This window comes from Citrobacter sp. wls706 (assembly GCF_005281305.1).
Taxonomy (GTDB): domain Bacteria; phylum Pseudomonadota; class Gammaproteobacteria; order Enterobacterales; family Enterobacteriaceae; genus Citrobacter; species Citrobacter werkmanii.
On record NZ_SZXG01000006.1, the window covers coordinates 248,341 to 270,572 of the forward strand.

24 protein-coding genes and 1 riboswitch are annotated in these 22,232 nt (G+C 51.0%); of the genes, 15 read left to right on the top strand and 9 right to left on the bottom strand.

Annotated features, from left to right (window positions below):
- Window positions 1-56: 56 nt before the first annotated feature.
- A riboswitch (FMN riboswitch) is annotated at window positions 57-207 on the top strand.
- Window positions 208-313: 106 nt separating this feature from the next.
- Entirely contained in the window at window positions 314-967 is a 654-nt protein-coding gene (gene ribB, locus FDW92_RS03005) for a 3,4-dihydroxy-2-butanone-4-phosphate synthase (protein ID WP_038633931.1), read from the top strand.
- A 429-nt stretch (window positions 968-1,396) separates the two neighbouring features.
- Complete coding sequence (locus FDW92_RS23020) at window positions 1,397-1,573, top strand: hypothetical protein (RefSeq protein WP_064507033.1); 177 nt, start codon at window positions 1,397-1,399, stop codon at window positions 1,571-1,573.
- Window positions 1,574-1,639: 66 nt separating this feature from the next.
- Here FDW92_RS23020 and zupT read toward each other — a convergent pair whose 3' ends face one another.
- Window positions 1,640-2,413: a zinc transporter ZupT gene (zupT, locus tag FDW92_RS03010; RefSeq protein WP_038633928.1), complete on the bottom strand. Its 774-nt coding sequence runs from the start codon at window positions 2,411-2,413 to the stop codon at window positions 1,640-1,642.
- 147 nt (window positions 2,414-2,560) lie between these two features.
- On the opposite strand from zupT, the gene ygiD reads away from it, so the two are divergent.
- Window positions 2,561-3,349, top strand: a complete 789-nt coding sequence (ygiD, locus tag FDW92_RS03015) for a 4,5-DOPA dioxygenase extradiol (RefSeq protein WP_042311031.1) — start codon at window positions 2,561-2,563, stop codon at window positions 3,347-3,349.
- Between the two features lie 40 nt (window positions 3,350-3,389).
- Here ygiD and FDW92_RS03020 read toward each other — a convergent pair whose 3' ends face one another.
- From FDW92_RS03020 to tolC, 3 genes are all read right to left on the bottom strand, one after another.
- On the bottom strand, window positions 3,390-4,550 hold the full coding sequence (locus tag FDW92_RS03020; RefSeq protein WP_042311167.1) for a glutathionylspermidine synthase family protein: 1,161 nt from the start codon (window positions 4,548-4,550) through the stop codon (window positions 3,390-3,392).
- 5 nt (window positions 4,551-4,555) lie between these two features.
- Window positions 4,556-5,233 carry a DUF1190 family protein gene (locus FDW92_RS03025; RefSeq protein WP_042311029.1) on the bottom strand — a complete coding sequence of 226 codons (678 nt, stop codon included), beginning with the start codon at window positions 5,231-5,233 and terminating at the stop codon, window positions 4,556-4,558.
- Between the two features lie 148 nt (window positions 5,234-5,381).
- On the bottom strand, window positions 5,382-6,857 hold the full coding sequence (tolC, locus tag FDW92_RS03030) for an outer membrane channel protein TolC (RefSeq protein ID WP_042311027.1): 1,476 nt from the start codon (window positions 6,855-6,857) through the stop codon (window positions 5,382-5,384).
- Window positions 6,858-7,062: 205 nt separating this feature from the next.
- On the opposite strand from tolC, the gene nudF reads away from it, so the two are divergent.
- Genes nudF through parE form a run of 5 tightly spaced genes read left to right on the top strand, consistent with a single transcriptional unit; the run spans window position 7,063 to window position 11,468 of the window.
- The gene (gene nudF / locus FDW92_RS03035) at window positions 7,063-7,695 is read left to right on the top strand and encodes an ADP-ribose diphosphatase (protein WP_042311025.1); all 633 of its coding nucleotides are present in this window, start codon (window positions 7,063-7,065) and stop codon (window positions 7,693-7,695) included.
- The gene (locus FDW92_RS03040) at window positions 7,692-8,114 is read left to right on the top strand and encodes a DUF1249 family protein (RefSeq protein WP_003024582.1); all 423 of its coding nucleotides are present in this window, start codon (window positions 7,692-7,694) and stop codon (window positions 8,112-8,114) included. The genes nudF and FDW92_RS03040 overlap by 4 nt, the downstream gene beginning before the upstream one ends.
- Before the next feature lie 24 nt (window positions 8,115-8,138).
- A complete protein-coding gene (gene cpdA, locus FDW92_RS03045; RefSeq protein WP_042311024.1) occupies window positions 8,139-8,966 on the top strand; it encodes a 3',5'-cyclic-AMP phosphodiesterase in 828 nt (275 codons plus the stop codon).
- A complete protein-coding gene (yqiA, locus tag FDW92_RS03050) occupies window positions 8,966-9,547 on the top strand; it encodes an esterase YqiA (RefSeq protein ID WP_038633915.1) in 582 nt (193 codons plus the stop codon). Before cpdA ends, yqiA begins: the two co-directional genes overlap by 1 nt.
- 28 nt (window positions 9,548-9,575) lie before the next feature.
- Window positions 9,576-11,468, top strand: a complete 1,893-nt coding sequence (gene parE / locus FDW92_RS03055; protein WP_042311021.1) for a DNA topoisomerase IV subunit B — start codon at window positions 9,576-9,578, stop codon at window positions 11,466-11,468.
- Window positions 11,469-11,513: 45 nt separating this feature from the next.
- Here parE and FDW92_RS03060 read toward each other — a convergent pair whose 3' ends face one another.
- The gene (locus FDW92_RS03060) at window positions 11,514-12,365 is read right to left on the bottom strand and encodes an AraC family transcriptional regulator (RefSeq protein WP_042311020.1); all 852 of its coding nucleotides are present in this window, start codon (window positions 12,363-12,365) and stop codon (window positions 11,514-11,516) included.
- Window positions 12,366-12,530: 165 nt separating this feature from the next.
- Here FDW92_RS03060 and FDW92_RS03065 point away from each other — a divergent pair, with 165 nt between their 5' ends.
- Genes FDW92_RS03065 through FDW92_RS03075 form a run of 3 tightly spaced genes read left to right on the top strand, consistent with a single transcriptional unit; the run spans window position 12,531 to window position 16,844 of the window.
- The gene (locus FDW92_RS03065; protein ID WP_042311018.1) at window positions 12,531-14,351 is read left to right on the top strand and encodes a DUF2264 domain-containing protein; all 1,821 of its coding nucleotides are present in this window, start codon (window positions 12,531-12,533) and stop codon (window positions 14,349-14,351) included.
- A gap of 10 nt (window positions 14,352-14,361) precedes the next feature.
- Entirely contained in the window at window positions 14,362-15,630 is a 1,269-nt protein-coding gene (locus tag FDW92_RS03070) for an oligosaccharide MFS transporter (RefSeq protein WP_042311016.1), read from the top strand.
- 23 nt (window positions 15,631-15,653) lie between these two features.
- Window positions 15,654-16,844, top strand: a complete 1,191-nt coding sequence (locus FDW92_RS03075; protein WP_042311014.1) for a glycoside hydrolase family 88 protein — start codon at window positions 15,654-15,656, stop codon at window positions 16,842-16,844.
- A 93-nt stretch (window positions 16,845-16,937) separates the two neighbouring features.
- Here FDW92_RS03075 and FDW92_RS03080 read toward each other — a convergent pair whose 3' ends face one another.
- Window positions 16,938-17,252 (bottom strand): putative quinol monooxygenase, encoded by a 315-nt coding sequence (locus FDW92_RS03080; RefSeq protein ID WP_042289259.1) that lies wholly within the window; start codon window positions 17,250-17,252, stop codon window positions 16,938-16,940.
- A 30-nt stretch (window positions 17,253-17,282) separates the two neighbouring features.
- Window positions 17,283-17,864, bottom strand: coding sequence for an NAD(P)H-dependent oxidoreductase (locus FDW92_RS03085; protein ID WP_042311012.1), 582 nt, complete (start codon window positions 17,862-17,864; stop codon window positions 17,283-17,285).
- A gap of 246 nt (window positions 17,865-18,110) precedes the next feature.
- Between FDW92_RS03085 and FDW92_RS23150 the strand changes: the two genes are divergently transcribed.
- Genes FDW92_RS23150 through FDW92_RS03100 form a run of 3 tightly spaced genes read left to right on the top strand, consistent with a single transcriptional unit; the run spans window position 18,111 to window position 19,642 of the window.
- Window positions 18,111-18,590, top strand: a complete 480-nt coding sequence (locus FDW92_RS23150; protein ID WP_042311010.1) for an Hcp family type VI secretion system effector — start codon at window positions 18,111-18,113, stop codon at window positions 18,588-18,590.
- 2 nt (window positions 18,591-18,592) lie between these two features.
- Window positions 18,593-19,303 (top strand): hypothetical protein, encoded by a 711-nt coding sequence (locus FDW92_RS23155; protein WP_042311009.1) that lies wholly within the window; start codon window positions 18,593-18,595, stop codon window positions 19,301-19,303.
- Window positions 19,304-19,309: 6 nt separating this feature from the next.
- Entirely contained in the window at window positions 19,310-19,642 is a 333-nt protein-coding gene (locus FDW92_RS03100) for a DUF2645 family protein (RefSeq protein ID WP_072014783.1), read from the top strand.
- Window positions 19,643-19,649: 7 nt separating this feature from the next.
- Here the strand turns inward: FDW92_RS03100 and qseC are convergent, their stop codons facing one another.
- Both qseC and qseB read right to left on the bottom strand, forming a co-directional pair.
- A complete protein-coding gene (gene qseC / locus FDW92_RS03105) occupies window positions 19,650-20,999 on the bottom strand; it encodes a quorum sensing histidine kinase QseC (RefSeq protein WP_042311007.1) in 1,350 nt (449 codons plus the stop codon).
- Window positions 20,996-21,655, bottom strand: a complete 660-nt coding sequence (qseB, locus tag FDW92_RS03110) for a quorum sensing response regulator transcription factor QseB (protein WP_032940770.1) — start codon at window positions 21,653-21,655, stop codon at window positions 20,996-20,998. Before qseB ends, qseC begins: the two co-directional genes overlap by 4 nt.
- 151 nt (window positions 21,656-21,806) lie before the next feature.
- Here qseB and FDW92_RS03115 point away from each other — a divergent pair, with 151 nt between their 5' ends.
- Window positions 21,807-22,202 carry a YgiW/YdeI family stress tolerance OB fold protein gene (locus tag FDW92_RS03115; RefSeq protein ID WP_038633899.1) on the top strand — a complete coding sequence of 132 codons (396 nt, stop codon included), beginning with the start codon at window positions 21,807-21,809 and terminating at the stop codon, window positions 22,200-22,202.
- The last annotated feature ends 30 nt before the right edge of the window (window positions 22,203-22,232 follow it).

A 22,232-nucleotide genomic window follows, 5' to 3' on the forward strand; every position in this document is an offset into this window, starting at 1 on the left:
AAGCTAAGTCGAGTAAAGGCGTTGATGAAGGTAATCAATAGCGTTATAGTTAACCCGCTTATTCTCAGGGCGGGGCGAAATTCCCCACCGGCGGTAAATCAGCTTAATGCTGAAAGCCCGCGAGCGCTTTGGGTGCAAACTCAAAGGTCAGCAGATCCGGTGTAATTCCGGGGCCGACGGTTAGAGTCCGGATGGGAGAGAGTAACGATCCAGTCGGGCATGGACCCGCTCACGTTATTTTTTTGCCGCTTAGACGGTACTCCTAAGACTGCCCTGATTCTGGTAACCATAATTTTAGTGAGGTTTTTTTACCATGAATCAGACGCTACTTTCCTCTTTTGGTACGCCTTTCGAACGTGTTGAACATGCGCTTTCTGCGCTGCGTGAAGGACGCGGTGTGATGGTGCTTGACGACGAAGATCGTGAAAACGAAGGCGATATGGTTTTCCCGGCAGAGACCATGACCGTTGAACAGATGGCGCTGACCATCCGTCACGGCAGCGGTATTGTTTGCCTGTGCATCACTGAAGACCGACGCAAACAGCTCGATCTGCCAATGATGGTGGAAAATAACACCAGTGCTTACGGTACCGGTTTTACCGTGACCATTGAAGCCGCAGAAGGCGTGACTACCGGCGTTTCCGCTGCAGACCGTGTTACTACGGTACGTGCGGCAATTAAGGATGGCGCAAAACCTTCCGATCTGAACCGCCCGGGACACGTTTTCCCGCTGCGAGCTCAGGCAGGCGGTGTGTTGACTCGCGGCGGTCATACTGAAGCCACCATCGATCTGATGACGCTGGCAGGCTTTAAACCAGCAGGTGTGCTGTGCGAACTGACCAATGATGATGGCACCATGGCGCGTGCGCCGGAGTGCATCGAATTTGCCGGCAAGCATAATATGGCTGTGGTCACTATCGAAGACCTGGTGGCTTACCGTCAGGCGCATGAGCGTAAAGCCAGCTAATAGCGTGTTGCCGCGCCTGCTGTAGAAGATTAAAAAAACCGAAGTCAGTTTTCTGGCTTCGGTTTTTTGTTATCGAGGCCTGCTTATATTTAAAATGTTCCGCAATTAAATGCCATTGCCGAAAGTGGAGTTTAAATAATTCTGTTTATTGGCCGGGAAAGAGATGAATTATCAGGGATTAGCGATTTTATCACTTTGTCTTAAGTGAGCTGAGGATATTTACAGAATAATAAATATTATTTAGAAACAGGCTTGTTTCTACATTGTTTTATTTTTAATACACGTTTGTCATTCCCTGCACAGTTGGGTTATATGATCGAAATCATATATTTGTTTCTGTGTTATGCCACTATAGGGGTAGGTCAGAATAAGTTAGTGTAAATTTTTAACGTTAAATGTTTAATGATGTTAAATATTAAGGGTAAAAGAATGTTTATTGCCTGGTATTGGATTGTATTAATTGCACTCGTTGCGGTGGGTTATTATTGTCATATGAAGCGTTATTGTCGTGCGTTCCGCCAGGACAGAGATGCGCTGCTTGAGGCGCGTAACAAACTCTTTCGTCGACCTGGCGAAGATAACGGCGCGGTTAAGGGACAGGAATAGTCCTTCGCGTTCTGCTATGGATGAGCGGATGCTGTTAAACTTGTAGGGTGGCATCCGCCCTCTGGATTAGCCGATTCCCATAGACTGGAGAATGACGAGACTTAACCCCATCACCGACATTCCGCACAATACCCCATAGCTGGGATTATTATTGGGGTCGATCTCTTTTGCCAATGGCATCAATTCATCGACGGACAGCGCGACCATAATACCTGCAACGGCCGCCATTATCGCCGCCATTACTACCGGCGAAATCAGACTACCGAGAATTAACCACGCCAGTACGCCACCCAATATTTCCGCCATGCCCGAAATCCCGGCCCAGAATATCGCGGTGCGTTTAGATCCCGTAGCCGCATAGACCGGACCCGCCACGGCTAATCCTTCAGGAATATTGTGTAATGCGACGGCAAGGGCAATACCAAAGCCCAGTTCGAGGTTGCTGCTGGCAGTAACAAATGTCGCAATTCCTTCCGGGAAGTTGTGCAGGCTGATGCCGAGCGTTAATAAAATCGCGGTACGCCGGATGGAACCGGGTAAAGGCTGCGTGGTTTTTTGCACCAGATCCTGAGGGTGAGCATGCGGCAGTATACGGTCGAGGCCAAAGTAGCCCAGCAGGCCCACAATAAACATCCCGTAACCCAACACCGGCGACATGCCGTCAGCGGCCAGCGCAGCAGGTAGCATCTCCATTAGAGAAATCAGTAACATGATCCCGGCGGCGAAACCTAAAGAAAAGGCAAGAACGCGATTAGAGGGTTTTTGCCCCAGCACGCCGAGAAATGCGCCGATAAACGTGGCGGCGCCTGCCAGTAAAGTCAGAAGTAAAGGTACTGACATCGACAAATAAAACTCCTTATCAATCTGCTATCCGGATTGGATCGTCAAAATAACTGATGATCTTCATCATGGTTATCTGAGTTCTTCATCAACCGAATAAGCGTATTGTGGTGGTATCAAAATGACTCCCTCAGTAAGGATATCATCATGTCTTCAACTCGTATGCCAGCATTGTTTTTGGGCCACGGTAGCCCGATGAATGTTCTGGAAGATAACGTTTATACCCGTGCCTGGCAGCAACTGGGGGAAACGTTGCCGCGTCCGAAAGCCATTGTGGTGGTGTCGGCGCATTGGTTTACCCGTGGAACAGGCGTGACGGCGATGGAAGCGCCAAAAACAATCCATGATTTTGGCGGTTTTCCGCAAGCATTATATGACACCCATTACCCGGCCCCCGGTTCACCTGAGCTGGCGCAGCATCTGGTGGATTTGCTTTCCCCTTTGCCCGTCACGTTAGATAGAGAAGCGTGGGGATTCGACCATGGCTCCTGGGGCGTGCTAATCAAGATGTATCCGAATGCGGATATTCCGATGGTGCAGTTGAGCATCGACAGCACCAAACCCGCGGCCTGGCATTTTGAGATGGGCCGTAAGCTGGCGGCGTTGCGTGATGAAGGCATTATGTTGGTGGCCAGCGGCAATGTGGTACACAATCTGCGTACTGCGCGTTGGCACGGTGAGAACACGCCATACCCTTGGGCTTTCTCATTCAACGATTATGTGAAGGCCAACCTGACATGGCAGGGACCGGTTGAACAGCACCCTCTGGTCAACTACCTCGATCATGAAGGTGGATCTTTATCGAACCCGACGCCGGATCACTATCTGCCGCTGCTGTATGTATTGGGCGCATGGGATGGCAAAGAGCCGGTGACTATTCCTGTCGACGGGATTGAGATGGGAAGTTTAAGTATGTTATCTGTACAAGTTGGATGAGAAATGCCGGGTGGCAGCTTCGCCTCACCCGGCACAACGATTATTCGACAAAAATATGCGGATAGAAGCGCGAGAGATCCTGCGTGATCAATGCTCTGTCTTCACGAATGCCGATGCCAGCAGGTTGATCGTTAATCAGCCAGCTGCCGATCAGCATATAGCTGTCGCCAAATTTCGGGAGCTGATGGAACTGCTGGACGATCATACCTTCTTCGCCATACGGCCCTTCCACGGCTTCGATCGTTTTCCCGTTCTCAATGATGGAGACGTTAGCGCCTTCACGCGAGAAGATTGGCTTAACGACGAATTTATCCATCTGCGGATAGTCGTCTTCGGCGAAATAAGCAGGCAACAGGTTCGGATGGTTGGGGAACATTTCCCACAACAGCGGGAGTAGCGCCTTGTTGGAGATAATGCTCTTCCAGGCCGGTTCCAGCCAGCGAACGCCCGCGTCTTCAAGCTTAGTGGAGAACATTTCACGCAGCATGAATTCCCACGGATAAAGCTTGAACAGGTTAGCAATAACCTGATCCTGCATATCCGTGAACTGACCTTTTTCACCAAGGCCAATATCTTCGATATAAAGGAATTCAGTGGCGATCTCAGCCTCGGCAGCGCAATCCTGCAGGTACTGGATCGTTCCGCGATCTTCGACCGTATCACGACAGCAGGTCAGATGCAGCAGTTGAAAACCATACTGTTCACGCAGCTCGGTGAAACGCTCGATCAGCTTTTCCTGCAGACTGTTGAACTGATCGCTGCCTTCCGGCAGGTTGCCGGCATTGAGCTGATCTTCCAGCCAGATCCACTGGAAAAACGCGGCTTCGTACAGTGACGTTGGCGTATCGGCGTTGTTTTCCAGCAGTTTGGGTTCACCCGTGCCGTCCCACGCCAGATCCAGACGCGAATAAAGTGACGGCTGCTGTGTCTGCCAGGACTGACGAACAAAGCCCCAGGTATGCTTTGGAATGCGAAACTTGGTCATTAGCTCATCGCTGGCGATGACCTTTTCCACCACTTTGAGGCACATTTGATGCAGCTCTGCGGTGACCTCTTCCAGCTTTTCAACCTGAGCAAGCGTGAGCTTATAGTACGCGTCTTCACACCAGTACGGCTCGCCGTACATAGTGTGAAAGTTGAAACCGTATTCGGTGGCCTTATCGCGCCAGTCCGGGCGCTCAACAATACTGACTCTTTCCATGACCATCAGCCGCCCATTGAACGTGTGGTGGTACCGCTGGCGCTACGCTGCATAGTGCTCTGTTTAGCCACAGATTCGCCAAATCCGCCGCGGGTGACGGTAGTGGTGGTGGCTGGTTTCGGCGCCATGGCGGTTTTCGGCACGGTCATGGTACGACCCGGCGTCGCTGCACCGTAGTTTTTACCGCTGGCATCAGTGTATTTGCCGTAGGCAGGGCTGGCCGGATTTTTCGAGCTGAACAGCGGCTGCTGCGCGCCCATACCGCCGCCCATCAGTCGGCCCATCATGTAGCCTGCCATCAGCGGCATCCAGAAGCTGCCGCTGCTTTGGCTCTGCGCCTGAGCCTGGCCTTCGCCTGTCGGCGCCATACCCGCTTGCGCAGGTGCCTGTTGGCACTGGCCTTCGCCGAATTCGGCGATACAGTCTTCGCGAGTGGCATATTTTGGCGCGGTGCGTTCCGCTTCTTTCAGCGCATTGTTGAACGCGGTAGTACATTCGGCGCTTTTACCCGGATTCGCTGCCGAGCAGTCGTCCGCGTTTTGATAAAGCGAAACCGTTTCGTCGCTCTTTTCACAGCCCGCGAGCATAAACACAGCGGTAACTGCCAGGGCGACAGGAGTCAGGTGGCGTGCGCTCCAGCTTTTGCGGAACGAGGCGTGATGTATCGATTTTGTCCGTTTCATTTATGTCTTCCAGGACCCAGTGGTAAATACTGCTCAGAATAGAGGATGACTGGTCGAAATTGAAGCGGGAAGAGGCGAGAATGCGTAGGAAGGGGCGGATCTTTACGTTGTCTTACGTTCAGACGGGGCCGAAGCCCCGTCATCAGCATCAATTACGGAACGGGTTGGTGCCGTTGCTGCTGGTTGTACGTGCAGCTGTCGGCTGCGCCGCTGGCGTCGTGCTGTTGGACGTATAACCATCCGCTGCGGCGTCTTGCTGCGCGTTTTGCGGGGCGATCGTATCCGGGGTAGTGGATACCGGTTTACCCAGCGTATTGTTCAGGGCCACCAGATCCTGCTCGTTCAGCGTACCGAGCGCGGATTTGACGTTTAACTGATTGATAAGATAGGTATAACGCGCATTAGCCAGCTGTTGCTTGGCATTATACAGCGTGGTAGTGGCATCCAATACATCCACGATGGTACGTGTACCAACGGAATAACCGGCTTCCATCGCATCCAAAGAACTTTGCGCAGAAACAACCGCTTGTTTGTACGCGTTGATGCTACTGATGGACGCATTAATGTTGTTAAACGAAGAACGAACGGTCTGCACCACGCTGCGGTGTGCGCTTTCCAGTTGTTCACTCGCGCCAACAAAGTTGTACTGCGCTTGTTTCACCTGCGAGTTAACCATTCCACCCTGGTAGATAGGCAGCGAGAAGGTCAGACCGATTTTGTTCTGGCCCATGTTGCTGTCGTCATACTGGGCGTTATTGTTAGTTTTGGAACCGTTGTAAGAGGTGTCAGATACGCCAGTAGATGCGGTCAGGTCCAGAGTTGGTAAATGACCGTCCTGTGCCAGGCGGATCTGTTCACGCGCCAGATCCTGGCTTAAACGTGCCTGCAATAAGGTCAGGTTGCGGTTTTCTGCTTCTTTCAGCAGTGCGTTCACCGCCTGCGGTTTGTTGGTTTTGAAGCCGTCAACGTTCAGCGAAGCCAGTTCCGGGTAGTAGTTACCGGTCACCTGGCGCAGCTGTTCCACCGCGTTATCCAGATTGTTGCGCGCGGTAACTTCGTTCGCCAGCACGGTATCGTATTGTGAACGGGCGTTCTGTACGTCAGTGATGGCAACCAGGCCAACGTTAAAACGCTGAGTGGTCTGATCTAACTGACGGTAAACCGCATCTTTCTGTGCCTGGGTGTAAGACAGCACGTCAATCGCGTTCAGTACGTTAAAATAGGCGGTGGCGGTATTCAGGATCAGCGTTTGCTGATCGGTCTGATAGGTCACGTCCTGGATGCCCGCTGATTTTTCTTGCAGCGTCAGGGCACGCCATTTTGACATATCAAAAATGGACTGAGTTAACTGCAGAGATGCGCTGGTGGCGTTGGAGTTGACGCCATTTGCATCACGGTAGCCATTGCTGTAGGTGTAATCGGCACCTAATCCCAGTTGCGGCAGTAATGGGCTACGCGCTTCGTTAATTTTTTCGAATGCAGCATCGCGATCGGCGGCGGATTTACGCAATTCCGGGTTGCTCAGGCGTGCTTGCTGATAAACCTGCATCAGGTTTTCTGCCTGGCTCAGAGTACTGAACCCCGACAGGCTCAGGCCGATAAGGATGGGGAGCAATTTCTTCATTTGCATTCCTTGTTGTGAAGCAGTATTTAGCGCTGATCAAATTGTAAAAATATTTGCTGATTCTAGCAGAATCCGCCACTGCAAAAAGTTGGCGTTACGTGCCATACGGCGTTAATTTGCATCAATTTAACACAAGGGCGTTGAAACATCAGTCAAACGACCTTGAAATTCACATTTTAAACACTATTGGTTTCAGGACAGCACAATGCGTAAACCAGACAACTTGCCAATGACTTTCACTAAAAATGATGTAGAAATTATTGCACGAGAAACGCTATACCGCGGATTTTTTTCACTGGATCTTTATCGATTCCGCCATCGCCTGTTTAACGGCGGGATGAGCGGTGAGGTAAAGCGCGAAATTTTTGAGCGCGGACACGCGGCAGTCTTGCTACCCTTTGACCCTGAGCGGGACGAAGTTGTGCTGGTCGAGCAGATCCGCATCGCGGCGTTTGATACCAGCGCCAGCCCATGGCTACTGGAAATGGTGGCCGGGATGATCGAAGAAGGCGAGAGTGTGGAAGATGTCGCGCGCCGTGAAGCCATGGAAGAAGCTGGGCTTAACGTTAAACGCGTAAAACCGGTGCTAAGTTATCTGGCAAGCCCGGGAGGCACCAGCGAACGTTCATCGATTATGGTGGGTGAAGTGGACGCCACGACCGCGAGCGGAATTCATGGTCTGGCTGATGAAAACGAAGATATTCGTGTTCATGTGGTGAGCCGGGAACAGGCTTATCAATGGGTAGAAGAGGGGATAATCGACAACGCGGCTTCTGTCATCGCCTTGCAATGGTTACAGCTGCACCATCAAGAGTTAAAAACTGAGTGGAAAAAATGAAGCGTTACACACCTGACTTCCCTGAAATGATGCGCCTGTGCGAAACCAATTATTCGCAATTGCGCCGCCTGTTGCCGCGTAATGACGCAGCCGGTGAAACAGTGAGCTATCAGGTAGCAAACGCACAATATCGGTTAACGATCGTTGAATCGACCCGATACACTACGCTTGTCGCGATCGAACAAACGGCACCGGCTGTGACTTACTGGAGCCTGCCGTCGTTAACCGTGCGTCTGTATCATGATGCGAGGGTCGCTGAAGTGTGTTCAAGTCAGCAGATCTTTCGCTTCAAAGCGCGGTATGATTATCCAAATAAAAAGTTGCATCAACGCGACGAAAAGCATCAAATTAACCAGTTTCTGGCCGACTGGTTACGGTACTGTTTAGCACATGGAGCGATGGCGATTCCGGTTTATTAGCGTCGTGAAACCTAAGGACACCATTTGGAAAGCCTGTTAACCCTTCCTTTGGCTGGTGAGGCCAGAGTCAGGATCTTACAAATTACAGACACTCACCTGTTTGCCGAAAAGCATGAAACGCTGCTGGGTGTGAACACCTGGGACAGCTATCAATCCGTACTGGATGCAATACATGCTGAGTCGCCAGAGTACGATCTGATCGTCGCGACTGGCGATTTGGCGCAGGATCAATCCGCTGCGGCTTATCAGCATTTTGCTGAGGGCATCGCAAGTTTTCGTGCGCCCTGCGTTTGGCTCCCGGGTAATCATGATTTTCAGCCTGCAATGTACAGCTCGCTGCAGGAAGCTGGCATTTCCCCGGCTAAGCGCGTCTTCATTGGCGAACAGTGGCAAATCTTGTTGCTGGACAGTCAGGTATTTGGCGTTCCCCACGGCGAGTTAAGCGAATTTCAGCTCGAATGGCTGGAGCGTAAACTTGCCGATGCGCCTGAACGCAATACCTTGCTGCTTCTGCATCATCATCCTATGCCTGCGGGCTGCAGCTGGCTCGATCAGCACAGTCTGCGCAATGCCGCCGAGCTGGACAACGTGCTGGTGAACTACCCGCGCGCGAAGTATCTGCTCTGCGGGCATATTCATCAGGAACTGGATCTGGACTGGAACGGTCGCCGCCTGTTGGCGACGCCGTCGACCTGCGTGCAGTTTAAGCCGCATTGTTCTAATTTCACGTTAGATACCATCAGCCCCGGCTGGCGTACGCTGGAGCTATTTGCTGACGGTACGTTGCAGACTCAGGTGTGTCGTCTGCAGGGTAATCGGTTCCACCCTGATACCGCTTCAGAAGGCTACTGATGTCTACACTTCTCTATCTCCACGGATTTAACAGTTCTCCTCGTTCAGCGAAGGCATGTTTGCTGAAAAGCTGGCTGGCGGAGCACCATCCGCACGTTGAGATGATCGTACCGCAGTTGCCGCCGTATCCTGCTCAGGCCGCAGAGATGCTGGAATCGATCGTTCTTGAGCATGGCGGCGAGTCGCTGGGGATTGTCGGTTCCTCGTTGGGCGGCTATTACGCCACCTGGCTGTCACAATGTTTTATGCTGCCAGCGGTGGTGGTGAATCCGGCGGTCCGGCCTTATGAACTGCTGGTCGACTATCTCGGTCAAAACGAGAACCCCTACACGGGGCAGCAATATGTGCTAGAGTCACGCCATATTTACGATCTTAAAGTCATGCAGATTGACCCGCTGGAAGCGCCGGATTTAATCTGGCTGCTCCAACAAACGGGCGATGAAGTGTTGGACTACCGCCAGGCGGTGGCGTATTACGCCTCCTGCCGCCAGACAGTTACTGAGGGCGGAAACCACGCATTCACGGGCTTCGAAGATTATTTCAACCAGATTGTCGATTTTCTTGGACTGCACAGTTTCTGACGATCAATTCGAATTGCTTATTTAAACCATGACGCAAACTTATAACGCTGATGCCATTGAGGTACTCACTGGGCTTGAGCCGGTACGCCGTCGCCCGGGGATGTACACCGATACAACCCGTCCGAACCACCTTGGGCAGGAAGTGATTGATAACAGTGTGGATGAAGCACTGGCGGGCCACGCAAAACGTGTGGACGTGATCTTACATGCTGACCAATCTCTGGAAGTCATTGATGATGGCCGCGGCATGCCAGTAGACATTCACCCTGAAGAAGGTGTTCCGGCGGTTGAGTTGATCCTCTGCCGTTTACATGCGGGTGGTAAGTTCTCCAATAAGAACTATCAGTTCTCTGGTGGTCTGCATGGGGTGGGTATCTCCGTGGTCAATGCTCTGTCTAAGCGTGTGGAAGTGAACGTGCGTCGCGACGGACAGGTGTACAACATTGCGTTTGAGAACGGCGATAAGGTGCAGGATTTACAGGTTGTCGGGACCTGCGGTAAACGCAATACCGGAACCAGCGTGCACTTCTGGCCGGATGAAACCTTCTTCGACAGCCCGCGTTTTTCCGTTTCGCGCTTAACGCACGTACTGAAAGCTAAAGCGGTATTGTGTCCGGGTGTTGAGATCACTTTTAAAGATGAGGTCAACAATAGCGAACAGCGCTGGTGCTACCAGGATGGTCTGAATGATTATCTGAGCGAAGCGGTGAATGGCCTGCCGACGCTGCCAGAAAAACCGTTTATCGGTAATTTTAGCGGTGAGACAGAGACCGTTGACTGGGCGTTGCTCTGGCTGCCGGAAGGCGGCGAGCTGTTGACCGAAAGCTATGTAAACCTGATCCCAACCATGCAGGGCGGTACGCATGTTAACGGTCTGCGTCAGGGCCTGCTGGATGCGATGCGCGAGTTCTGCGAATACCGCAATATCCTGCCGCGTGGCGTGAAGCTGTCGGCGGAAGATATCTGGGATCGCTGCGCCTACGTGCTGTCGGTAAAAATGCAGGATCCGCAGTTTGCCGGGCAAACCAAAGAGCGTCTCTCCTCGCGTCAGTGCGCGGCTTTTGTCTCTGGCGTGGTGAAAGATGCTTTCAGCCTGTGGCTGAACCAAAACGTGCAGTCAGCCGAACTGCTGGCTGAGATGGCGATTTCCAGCGCCCAGCGTCGCCTGCGCGCGGCGAAAAAAGTGGTGCGTAAAAAGCTGACCAGCGGTCCGGCGCTGCCAGGGAAACTGGCGGACTGTACCGCACAGGATCTCAATCGCACCGAACTGTTCCTTGTCGAAGGTGACTCTGCGGGCGGATCGGCCAAACAGGCGCGCGATCGTGAGTACCAGGCGATCATGCCGCTCAAAGGTAAGATCCTCAATACCTGGGAAGTCTCTTCCGATGAAGTGCTGGCCTCGCAGGAAGTTCACGATATTTCGGTGGCGATCGGTATCGATCCGGACAGCGACGATCTGAGCCAGCTGCGATACGGCAAGATCTGTATTCTGGCGGATGCGGACTCCGATGGTTTGCACATTGCCACGCTGCTGTGCGCATTGTTTGTAAAACACTTCCGCACGCTGGTGAAACACGGTCACGTCTATGTGGCGCTGCCGCCGTTATACCGTATCGACCTCGGTAAAGAGGTCTATTACGCACTGACGGAAGAAGAAAAAGCGGGCGTACTGGAGCAGCTAAAACGCAAGAAAGGCAAGCCGAACGTGCAGCGCTTTAAAGGTCTGGGCGAAATGAACCCGATGCAGCTGCGCGAAACCACGCTGGATCCGAACACGCGCCGCCTGGTGCAGCTCATCATTGATGATGAAGACGATCAGCGCACCAACGCGGTAATGGATATGCTGCTGGCCAAGAAGCGTTCTGAAGATCGTCGTAACTGGTTGCAGGAGAAAGGCGACCAGGCGGATCTCGAGGGGTAATTGACCGTGAATGCCGGATGGCGGCGCAAACCGCCTTATCCGGCGTTACTGTTTATGGCGCTTGCGATACTGCAGCGGCGTCTCGCCAATGCCTTTGCCGAAGGCGCTGATAAAGTACGTCACCTCTGAAAATCCCACCTTTTGCGCAATCTCCCGCACGCTGATTTCACTATGTAGCAGCGCTTCACAGGCTTTTCGCAGGCGTAGAGTATTGAGATAGTTGAGAATGCTCTCGCCCGTTTCCATCTGGAAGCGGCGAGAAACATAGCTTTTTGATTTGCCCAGCTCCTGCGCCAGCGCCGCCAGACTAAATTTGTGGGTGTAATGCTCATCCAGCCAGAACATTACCTGACTGGCAATTCCACTGCTAATTTCTGGCATATTACCGTTATCTTCGGGCAACAGGCTGAATAAATTAACTAACAGACAGGCAACCTGCTCAGTGTTCAGCGGCTTCTGTGCAGCCATTTTTTCATAACGGCTGAAAAGAAAATCAACATGGGTGTGGATATCCGCCGCGTCGACAACCCATGCTTCGCTGCCGCGCACGCTCAGATTTTGCAGATGCTGCTGAGTGTGCGGAAAGTCGCGTAGCACCTTCAGCACCGCATGTTGATCGAGATGAATAATGGTACGCCGATAACCATCCCGCGCCTGCTCGTCGACCCATATCTTGTGTAGGGTAAACGGCGGAAAAAAGAACATCCGTCCTGGTCGCATAGTGAACTGCTTATGGTCAACCGTGACCACGCCAAAGCCTTCTTCCACATACAGCACTTCCAGACACTGATGCCAGTGGTGGTAACGCACCGTATTGGCGAATAAACGGCTGAACGATGCAATCGCATCGTTGAGGGCGATCAACTCCAGATGTTCTTGCTGTGAGGATAAGGTCATAGTGCAATAAATTTAAACTTTTTCCGCCGAATAGTAATTTATAAACCCTATTTTTAAATTTCCTCAATCGCTGTTTTACTTTAATGCTAGTGGTGTGATTGACGTAACATTTCTGCTGCTCTGCGATTCACTATTCTTTAGCCACTTAATTCAGAGGGGCAGAGTATGTGGTCAACAACTGAAGAAAAATCAAATCCATTGTCATCACGCGAAGACGTAACGTGCGCTGTTAACGCCGTTTTGCGTGCGCTGGATCAGCAGTTTCCGGCGGGACAGGCTCAGTTTTCACTTGGCAATACCTGCGCTCACTACAGCGTGGATATTGCCTGTATGGAAGGACTTTCCCGGGCGCTGTGGGGACTGTTTCCGCTGATGGCGGGCGGGGCTGATGCGCCGTATGCCGAAAAATACATTCAGGCGGTAAAACTTGGCACCGACCCGCAAAGTCCACACTACTGGGGGGATACCGGCCCGTACGATCAGCGCCTGGTCGAGATGGCTGCATATGGTCTTGGTCTGGCATTGTTACAGACGCAACTGACGGACTGCTTCTCCCTGCGCGAACGTGAAAATCTGCATTGCTGGCTGAACCAGATAACCGACGCGCAAATGCCGGACAGCAACTGGAACTACTTTGCGATTATCGTTCAGCTTGGCTTCAAGCGGGCGGGGCTGCCTTATGATCAGGCTGCTATCGATCGCCGTTTTGAGCTGATGGAAGCCTACTATCTCGGTGACGGCTGGTATTCCGATGGTCCCGGGCGTCCGAAAGATTACTACATCTCTATGGCCTTCCATTTTTATGGCCTGTTATATGCCACCCTAAGCCCCGATGATGCCGATCGCGCCGCCACTCTGCGTGAGCGCTCGCGTCTGTTTGCCGAAGATTTCATTTATCTGTCCGCAGCAGACGGCGCATCGGTGCCGTTTGGCCGCAGCCTGACCTACCGCTTTGCCATGGTTGCGTTCTGGAGCGCAGTAGCGTTTGCTGAACTGGATGTCTTTTCGCCAGGCGTCATTAAAGGCGTGATCCTGCGCCATCTGCGTTGGTGGCAGAAGCAGCCGATTTTCGATCGTGATGGCATTCTGACACTGGGGTTTGCCTACCCGAACCTGGCGATGTGCGAAGATTACAACTCGCCGGGATCGCCCTACTGGGCATTGAAGGTCTTTTTGATCCTCGCTCTGCCTGAGAAGCATCCCTTCTGGCTGGCTGAAGAGCAGGCCTTACCTGTACTTGATGAAAAACGGGTGATTACGCATGCCGCGCAGATCATGCAGCACAGTGAGCATTCTGAACATGTCACTATGCTGACCTCAGGCCAGCTTGAACTGAACAATTACGTCAATACCGAAGCCAAATACACCAAATTCGCCTACTCCAGCCGTTTCGGTTTCACCATTGAGCGTGGCCGTTACGGCATCAAACATGCGGCCTGTGACTCTATGCTGCTGTTGGCAGACGGCGATGGCTACTATCGTGGCCGTCGTCAGTGCGATGACGTTCGGGTTGATGAGAATTTTATCTGGTCCAACTGGTCTCCCTGGCATGACGTTACCCTTGATACATGGCTGGTCCCGTTTGGTGAGTGGCATCTTCGTTTGCACCGTATTCACAGCGCGCGAAGCCTGCAAACGGTGGAAGGGGGATTTGCGGTAATTAAAGCCGAGCCTCAGCTACGCGATCGCGGCTGTCTCATTGCGGCACGTAATGGAACCAGCGTTATCGTTGATCTTTCACCGTCCATATTTCGTCAGCCTGGCAACGTGGTCACGCCGCCAAACAGCAGCATCATGTTCCCTGAATGCGCCTCGATCCCTGTGCTTACCGCCGAAATCCCACAGGGCGAAAGCTGGCTTTGCTGTGCCGTGAGCGCCAGTGGACAGCAAAGACAGTACGCCGCCGTTCCGCTGCTTTCTATCAACAACAGCCAGGTTGTTATTCAGCAGCCTGAAAGTGCACGCCAGTTGTCGTTCTTTTTATAGCGAGGATGGTATGAAAAATAGTTCAATGGGAAATCGGACTGAATATTATAAAATAAGTGGTTTTATATTCCTCTATTTCTTTACGTGGTCTGCAAGTATTGGACTGCTGGCTATCTGGTTAGGGCAAAAAGCGCAATTGAGTGGTACGGTGATCGGCACCGTATTTGCCGTGAATGGTATTTTTTCGGTTATTCTGAAACCTATTTATGGATATATTCTCGATAAAATAGGTATGAGTAAATATTTGCTCTATTTTGTCGTGGCGATGTCTGCATTAATGGCACCCTTTTTTATTTATGTCTATCAGCCATTATTACTGTCCAATACAATGCTGGGCATTATCGTTGGCGCGATTTACTTAAGCTTTGCGTGGTATGCCGGGGTGGCTGCCTGTGAATCGTATTCCGATCGCTACAGCCGCCTGAACGGCATGGAGTTTGGGCAAATCCGCATGTGGGGGTCACTTGGCTGGGCAGTGGCGTCATCGTTCTCTGGCCTGCTATTTAACCTCTCTCCGGCCTATAACTTTATGCTCGGCAGCGTGGCGTCGGTGGTGATGCTGGTTGTTCTGCTGAGTCTGAAAGTCAATGTCAATGCGGCCAACGCCTCGCAGGTGTTAACCAAAGAGAAAATCGCCCCGGCGGATGTGTACGCCCTGCTGCGCAATCGCAAATTCTGGGCATTCTGCCTGTATGTTGCGGGCGTAGCGTGGATGATGTTCATCGCTGAGCAGCAGTTCTCCCGCTACTTCGTCACTTTCTTCTCGGATGTGCATGAAGGGAACGCCGTGTTTGGCTATCTGGGGACCGTGCAGTCGGGAATGGAATTTGTCATGTACATGGTCATCCCGTTATTCGTCAATTATGTTGGCGCGAAGCGTGGCCTGCTGATTGTTGGGCTGCTGGTGGGCGCACGGTTGGTTATCTCCGGTCTGTGCGACTCTCATCTGCTCATTTCTGTGCTGAAACCGCTATACGGTCTGGAGATCTGTTTATTACTGGTTTCCGTCTTTAAATATATTGCCGAGCATTTTGATAAACGGGTAAATGCGACCATGTATTTACTGGGTTATCAGGCCATGCTGTATGTCGGTAACGTGGTAGTTTCATCACCTGCTGGATTAATGTATGACCGGATCGGTTTTGAGAAGACATATATCATTATGGGCATTGTGGCGCTGATCTTTACATTGATATCAGCATTTACTTTATCTGCCTGTCAGAGCAAACGAGGCAAAAATATCGCTCTCGATATTGCTGAGAATAATCCTGCAAAATAATTTACGTAAGAAGGAACCGAAATATGTTAAATCATATCGTTGAGGAATCGTTGCGCGTATTTCCTGGCAGCCCGGTTAATCCCGGTAGCTTTCAGGATCAAATGAGTAGCGCTCGAGAACATGTCCTCGAATTGATTAGCCGTCATTTAACGGAATTCGGTGAACAATTTCCTGCCGAAACCTGTGTGCAAGGTTATTACCCGCTGACAGATAATGTGGAATGGACGACCAGCTTCTGGACCGGGCAGTTATGGCTGGCGTGGGAAATGAGTGGTGAGAGCAAATTTCGTGAGATGGCGGAGAAACATGTGCGTTCGTTTGGCTTGCGTATTGCCGGACGCCACGATACTAACACCCACGACCTGGGATTCCTCTACACGCTTTCCTGCGTGGCGGCCTGGCGATTGACGGGTAATCGTGATGCGCGAGGGTTTTCCCTGATGGCGGCAGAAGCGCTGTTGGAGCGTTTTCATGAAAAGGCGCAGATCATCCAGGCATGGGGCGATCTTCGCGATCCCGAGCAGGCCGGGAGGATGATTATCGACTGTAATATGAATCTGCCGCTGTTGTACTGGGCAAGCGAGCAAACGGGCGATCCGCGTTTTGCGAATGCCGCCAAAGCGCACGTTGCGCAGGCAGCCAAATACCTGATCCGCCAGGATGCCTCGACCTTCCACACCTACTATATGGACGTGCAAACCGGCGAGCCGCGTTACGGTAATACTCAGCAGGGCTATGCCGACGATTCTTGCTGGTCGCGTGGGCAGGCGTGGGGAATTTATGGTTTTCTGCTGAGCTATATCTACACCGGTGATACCCAGATGGTGCAGCTGTCGAAAAAGCTGGCCAACTACTTTCTTAATCGTTTGCCGGAAGATGCCGTTTGCCATTGGGATCTGGCATTAGTCGGAACCGTTGCGCTGCGCGATTCATCTTCGGCAGCGATTGCCGTCTGCGGTCTGCTGGAGCTGATTAAACACCTGCCGGTGACCGATCCGGATCGCGAGCGCTATCAGCAGTGGGCGATGGGGATCATGTCTTCGCTGACCAGGCACTATCTGATGGGCAAAGATGAGCTGGGGAACGGACTACTGAAACACTCGGTGTATCACCTGTCGAGCAACAAAGGGGTCGATGAGTGCGCAAGTTGGGGGGATTATTTCTACGTTGAAGCGTTAATGCGCTTCACTCAGAGCTGGAAGCTTTACTGGTAAAGAATGCCCGGTGGCGCTGCGCTTACCGGGCCTGGAGATTGCTGTATAAGCCGGATACGTCTGTTTGTGGCGTTATCCGGCAAATCGACAATCTTAAATGCCAGATTCCAGAATACGAATATTCATCTCCAGCACATCACCTTTCACGGCTTCGCTATAGGCTTTCATGTGCGGTGTCTGCAAATGCGCTTCAAGATGCGCAATGCTTTCCCACTGTTCAATCATCACGATTGAGTCCGGGGCCGTGGTCTGAAAACTGACGCCAGCAGCATGATCGACCATCGGCGCGTAGCCGTGGCAGCCTTCTTCTTTCAGTACGGTCGGAACGATTTTAGCGAACTGATCCAGTACCGCCTGGCGATGATGTTGACCTGGACGTGTACGGATTTCTGCAATAACGGTAAGCATGGTTAACTCCTTCTAATTCCAGGTTACCAGTTAACCAAAAATTTCGTTCAGATGCTTGCGATATTCTGCGATATAACGCGGGACGTCCGGCATTTTAATCACGTCATTGGTGATAAAGGTCGGCAGCGCTTCCATTCCCAGGAACTGGTTTGCTTTATGGAACGGGAGATAAACGCCATCAACGCCAACGCCATGGAAGAACTGATCTTTTTCCGTGAAGGCTTCCATCGGCGCGTTCCAGGTCAGAGACAACATGTATTTTTTGCCCTGAATCAGCCCGCCGGAACCGTATTTTTTAGAGGCATCTGAACGTGTACGGCCATCGCTGGCATACAGCGTACCGTGACCTGCGGTAAACACGTCATCGATGTATTTTTTCACGGTCCACGGTGCGCCCATCCACCAGCCAGGCATTTGCCAGATAACCGCATCGGCCCAGACGAAGTTCTGCACTTCTGTTTGAACGTCATAATCGCTGTCAGCGCGTACGACTCTAACATCATGCCCGAGGTCGCGCAGGATACCGTCCGCGACCTCGGTCAGGGTGTCATTCAATTGCCCATTAGAATGGCCGAATTTTTTCGCACCGTTGATAATCAGGATGTTGCTCATTTTGTGTCCTCAAAGAATAACGTTTGAGGCCGATTCTACGCTGATGAGCGGTACGGTGAAATTAGCAAAATGTGCAAAGTCTTTTGCATTTATAGCAATAGTTGGGTGTCGTGGAGAAATTACGTAAAGTGTGTAAATGAATTCTGAATTTTCTGTAACTGATAAATGGAGTGATTTTTTATCACAGTGAAGGAATAAACTGTCTGTAGCTGAGTTATTCAAAACACCAATATAAAGGGTTTTATAATGGCCAATATTATATATGCGACAGTTATCGGTGAAAAGCAGGGCATGATTTCTGCTGATTGTGGAACATCTGCTTCTATTGGTAATAAATATCAACTAAACCACGTTGATGAAATTTTTGTCCTGCAATTCGACCATTCCATGAGTCGAGAGCATAATGTTTTACATCATCCTGTGAAATTTTATAAGCCAATAGATAAGTCATCACCTTTGTTAAATGCCGCGATTTCTGAAAATGAAAAATTATCGGTTTTATTTGACTTTTATAGAACAATTTCTGGTGGTGGTATTGAACGGTTTTACTCTATTGAGTTACAGGATGCTTATTTGTCTAACATTTCATCCTGCTATCCTCATGTGTTAACACATGCAGGTAATCAGCCAGAGGAAGTCATTATGCTGAGCTATAAAAATATAACGTGGAAACATCTTATAGCCGGCACTGAGTCATATAGCTTCTGGGAAGAAAGGATTTTCTAACGATGAAAAGCGATTTTATGCTGAGGAACCGTTTCTGTACCATCCCACAGACAAAATTCCGGAAATGGGATGAAATTGATGTTTTGTTTTGGAAGTTAGGCAAAAATGATGCCCGTGGATTTTCAGGAGCATTTTATTTGAATGCCTATAAAGATGCATATGTGCAATACAACAGAGATAAAATCATTAAACATGCTAACGCTGCGGGGATACGCTCCGACCTGCTTGGCGCAGTAGCATGGATTGAATCAGGAGGAATGCCTGAAAATTTTAAATTTCAGGTGTTTGAGGTTAAAAGGATGATTGGGTGGGGGAGCAAACCTGCAGATAAAACATCATTTGGTTCTGTAGCTGCACAAATACGCGTTGCGGCTGTTACACTTGGCCTGGATCCTTCGGAGCTTACTACCAGGGATCAGTTGGAGTTAGCAACTTGTCTCATGGAGGATGACTTTAACTTGCGCGTAACAGCAAATTATTTGAGAGATCTCATTCTCTATGATTATCCTGATGTAGCAACACTTTATATGACCGATGAGCAATACATAATGGCGGGTGTGAGGTATAATCGGGGAGTTCAAAGACGTTTAGAAGATTTCACCCAATTAATAAGTAATGTACCCAAACGAGGTACGGAAGACTATAACTATATATCCTATGGTATGAGATTGCTGGAAATAAGAGAACATATCAGAGCATTACTTAGAGAGTAATTGTATATGTTAAAAGGAAAAGTAGTATCTATACTTGAAGTGTCTCTATATATAGTCCTTGCGTATTGGTTAACCGATACATTTTTTGCCTTCAATAAATATAGTTGGATGCTTGAGCCGAATGACTCAATTTGTAGTATACCTGTCGTCTCAAACGATAATCGCGGTTTGCAGGCTGCCGTTGCAGCATTTTTTCTGCTCACGCCGCTTATTATTATCCTAGTCAGAAAACTCTATGACCGAAGAATGTTTGAGTTCTGGTTATATTGTCTCGCGGTAGCCACCTGCCTTTTCGTTGGCTGGTGGCTTTTTTGGGGGCGTTATTTATATTGCCACTGATTTAGGCCTACCAACTGATCTTAGCTTCAAACCCTCCTTCCGGAGCATTTCCAAACGAGGCCGACATTCTGTGTAAGGACGCGATGCGACGGACAATTGACAACCCCAGACCGCTGCCGGTCACGCTTTGCCCTGGTGGGCGATAAAAGCGTTCTCCAATGTGCATCAGAACTTCCGGCGCAATACCTGGACCATTATCTTTGACGCTAAAATTGCGGGCGTTGAGCGTCACTTCCACAATGCTTCCCCGGGGACTATAGCGAATCGCATTATCCAGCAGATTTCGCACCATCAGGCTGAGTAACAGCGGTTGCCCGGTACATGTGATGCCATGCGCGTTAATCTGCAAACGTACGTCAATATGCGCCTGCTGGGCCGAATGGTAGATATCCATCACCGCAGATTGCAGCAACTCCTCCAGCGAGATTTCCGCCACATCCTGAAGATTGTCGAGGGAGTCAAGGCGCGAAAGCGTCAGTAACTGATCAACCAGACGCGTGGCGCGATCGATCCCGGCCTGCATCTGCATTAAGGCTTTTTGCCTTGCCTGCGGGTCATCGTCAGACAGTTGTGCCACTTCGGTTTGCACTTTCAGCGCCGTCAACGGACTACGCAGCTCGTGAGCGGCATCTGAAGTAAAGCGCCGTTCACGTACCATGGTGGTATGAATACGGGTGAAAAGTTGGTTGAGTGATTCAACCAGCGGGCGAACCTCACCAGGAATGCCTTTCAAACTGAGCGGTTCTTCTGATTCCGGGTCGCGTAAACGTAGCGCCTGCGCCAGTTTTTTCAGGGGTTTAAGTTCAAGACTTAACAACACAATCAGGATTAACAGCATCAGTGGCAAAGCGACCAACCACGGCACCAATTGCGCTGTCACAATCGCTAAAGCCATATCTTCACGATATTCCCATTCCTGGCCGACAACAATTCGATACTTTTTATCTGCGGAAGTCAGCCACACAAAACGCCATTTATCGTTGTCGCCATTCAGATAGCCATCGTCAAAACCTTCCCGGCGATAGCTATAGGGAATGTACTGGCCATTGTCGCCATCGTGAAGAACCATTTTCCCTTCTGGCGTGTAGGCCGCAAAGGTCAGTACATCGTCGTCAATATGACCATGTTTGAATTTTTTCGGGGTATGCGCGATACGTTCAGAGGCTTTGAGTTCATCAAGATCCAGCGTGACAAGACGCTTGGCGAACAGCATTTGCTGCGTGTCGAACATCTCATTCACGTTATCGGTGGTTTGCTTCCAGGCGACAAAGCTGGAAATCAGCCAGGTCACTAAAACCAAAATCATGAAGATAAGCGTTAGCCTGACGCGCAGGCTGAGGCGTTGTGCGAATTTCATGCGTCACCCAGGGTGTAGCCAATGCCATGCACGGTACGGATAAAGTCGCTGCCGAGCTTACGGCGTAAGTGATGGACGTGTACTTCAACCGCATTGCTGGAGACGTTTTCGTCCCAGGTATACAGTTTTTCTTCAATCAGTTTACGGGGCAGGACGCGGCCCTTGTTGCGCATAAGCAGCTCCAACAGCGCGAACTCTTTGGGCTTAAGAGACAAAGGTTCGCCCGCCGCCGTGGCGACCAGCGCGCCGGGATCGAGCGTCACCTCGCCATGGCGCAATGTGTTGCTGGCCTGGCCGCTGGCACGACGCACCAGCGCCTCCAGCCTGGCGGCAACTTCGATCAACGCGAAGGGCTTACACAGATAGTCATCCGCGCCCAGACGTAAGCCTTCAACGCGTTCCGCCAGTGCGTCGCGGGCGGTCAGAATCAGCACCGGTTCCTGCTTCCCGTTGGCTCGCCACTCGCGCAGGATGTCTCGTCCGTCTATGCCTGGCAGCGTCAGGTCGAGGATTACCGCATCATACGGGGCACTGTAGAGTGCTTCTTTCCCCTGACGTCCTTCGGTAAACCAGTCGATGCTAAAACCCATTTTACTCAGACCGGTTTTAAGGCCATCACCAATCAACGTATCATCTTCAACCAGTAAAATGCGCATATATTCTTCCCTGCGAAAACTCTCTTTACCGTCAGTAAACCTTGTCGCCGCCGCATCTGTACAGCAAAAAAGAATCTTTTTTTTCCTTAAGAAGTTGTTAAGGATTAACTTATTTAATAGTCGTAAACCAACATGAAAGGGAGACATGACGATGAAAAAATTAGCTGCAATGGTTGCCGTAATGGCACTGTGTTCCGCACCTGTTCTGGCAGCGCAGCAGGGCGGCTTCTCTGGGCCGACGACGACCACACAAAGCCAAAGCGGTGGGTTTGTCGGCCCGAACGGCAGCATCACGACGGTAGCAAGTGCTAAATCGCTGCGTGATGACGCGTGGGTTACCCTGCGTGGGAACATCGTTGAGCGTATTTCCGACGATCTGTATGTGTTTAAAGATGCGACCGGCACGGTGAATGTGGATATTGACCATAAGCGCTGGAACGGCGTAACCGTAACCCCGCAGGATGTGGTTGAGATCCAGGGCGAAGTGGATAAAGACTGGAACTCCGTTGAAATCGACGTGAAACAGATTAGCAAAGTTGCTAAATAATCCCCATCAGGGCCGCATTCGCGGCCCTTT

Excerpts from the sequence above, each read along its gene's own strand:
- ribB (WP_038633931.1), top strand. The coding sequence starts at position 314 with ATGAATCAGACGCTACTTTCCTCTTTTGGTACGCCTTTCGAACGTGTT.
- FDW92_RS23020 (WP_064507033.1), top strand. The coding sequence starts at position 1,397 with ATGTTTATTGCCTGGTATTGGATTGTATTAATTGCACTCGTTGCGGTG.
- zupT (WP_038633928.1), bottom strand. The coding sequence starts at position 2,413 with ATGTCAGTACCTTTACTTCTGACTTTACTGGCAGGCGCCGCCACGTTT.
- ygiD (WP_042311031.1), top strand. The coding sequence starts at position 2,561 with ATGTCTTCAACTCGTATGCCAGCATTGTTTTTGGGCCACGGTAGCCCG.
- FDW92_RS03020 (WP_042311167.1), bottom strand. The coding sequence starts at position 4,550 with ATGGAAAGAGTCAGTATTGTTGAGCGCCCGGACTGGCGCGATAAGGCC.
- FDW92_RS03025 (WP_042311029.1), bottom strand. The coding sequence starts at position 5,233 with ATGAAACGGACAAAATCGATACATCACGCCTCGTTCCGCAAAAGCTGG.
- tolC (WP_042311027.1), bottom strand. The coding sequence starts at position 6,857 with ATGAAGAAATTGCTCCCCATCCTTATCGGCCTGAGCCTGTCGGGGTTC.
- nudF (WP_042311025.1), top strand. The coding sequence starts at position 7,063 with ATGCGTAAACCAGACAACTTGCCAATGACTTTCACTAAAAATGATGTA.
- FDW92_RS03040 (WP_003024582.1), top strand. The coding sequence starts at position 7,692 with ATGAAGCGTTACACACCTGACTTCCCTGAAATGATGCGCCTGTGCGAA.
- yqiA (WP_038633915.1), top strand. The coding sequence starts at position 8,966 with ATGTCTACACTTCTCTATCTCCACGGATTTAACAGTTCTCCTCGTTCA.
- parE (WP_042311021.1), top strand. The coding sequence starts at position 9,576 with ATGACGCAAACTTATAACGCTGATGCCATTGAGGTACTCACTGGGCTT.
- FDW92_RS03060 (WP_042311020.1), bottom strand. The coding sequence starts at position 12,365 with ATGACCTTATCCTCACAGCAAGAACATCTGGAGTTGATCGCCCTCAAC.
- FDW92_RS03065 (WP_042311018.1), top strand. The coding sequence starts at position 12,531 with ATGTGGTCAACAACTGAAGAAAAATCAAATCCATTGTCATCACGCGAA.
- FDW92_RS03070 (WP_042311016.1), top strand. The coding sequence starts at position 14,362 with ATGAAAAATAGTTCAATGGGAAATCGGACTGAATATTATAAAATAAGT.
- FDW92_RS03075 (WP_042311014.1), top strand. The coding sequence starts at position 15,654 with ATGTTAAATCATATCGTTGAGGAATCGTTGCGCGTATTTCCTGGCAGC.
- FDW92_RS03080 (WP_042289259.1), bottom strand. The coding sequence starts at position 17,252 with ATGCTTACCGTTATTGCAGAAATCCGTACACGTCCAGGTCAACATCAT.
- FDW92_RS03085 (WP_042311012.1), bottom strand. The coding sequence starts at position 17,864 with ATGAGCAACATCCTGATTATCAACGGTGCGAAAAAATTCGGCCATTCT.
- FDW92_RS23150 (WP_042311010.1), top strand. The coding sequence starts at position 18,111 with ATGGCCAATATTATATATGCGACAGTTATCGGTGAAAAGCAGGGCATG.
- FDW92_RS23155 (WP_042311009.1), top strand. The coding sequence starts at position 18,593 with ATGAAAAGCGATTTTATGCTGAGGAACCGTTTCTGTACCATCCCACAG.
- FDW92_RS03100 (WP_072014783.1), top strand. The coding sequence starts at position 19,310 with ATGTTAAAAGGAAAAGTAGTATCTATACTTGAAGTGTCTCTATATATA.
- qseC (WP_042311007.1), bottom strand. The coding sequence starts at position 20,999 with ATGAAATTCGCACAACGCCTCAGCCTGCGCGTCAGGCTAACGCTTATC.
- qseB (WP_032940770.1), bottom strand. The coding sequence starts at position 21,655 with ATGCGCATTTTACTGGTTGAAGATGATACGTTGATTGGTGATGGCCTT.
- FDW92_RS03115 (WP_038633899.1), top strand. The coding sequence starts at position 21,807 with ATGAAAAAATTAGCTGCAATGGTTGCCGTAATGGCACTGTGTTCCGCA.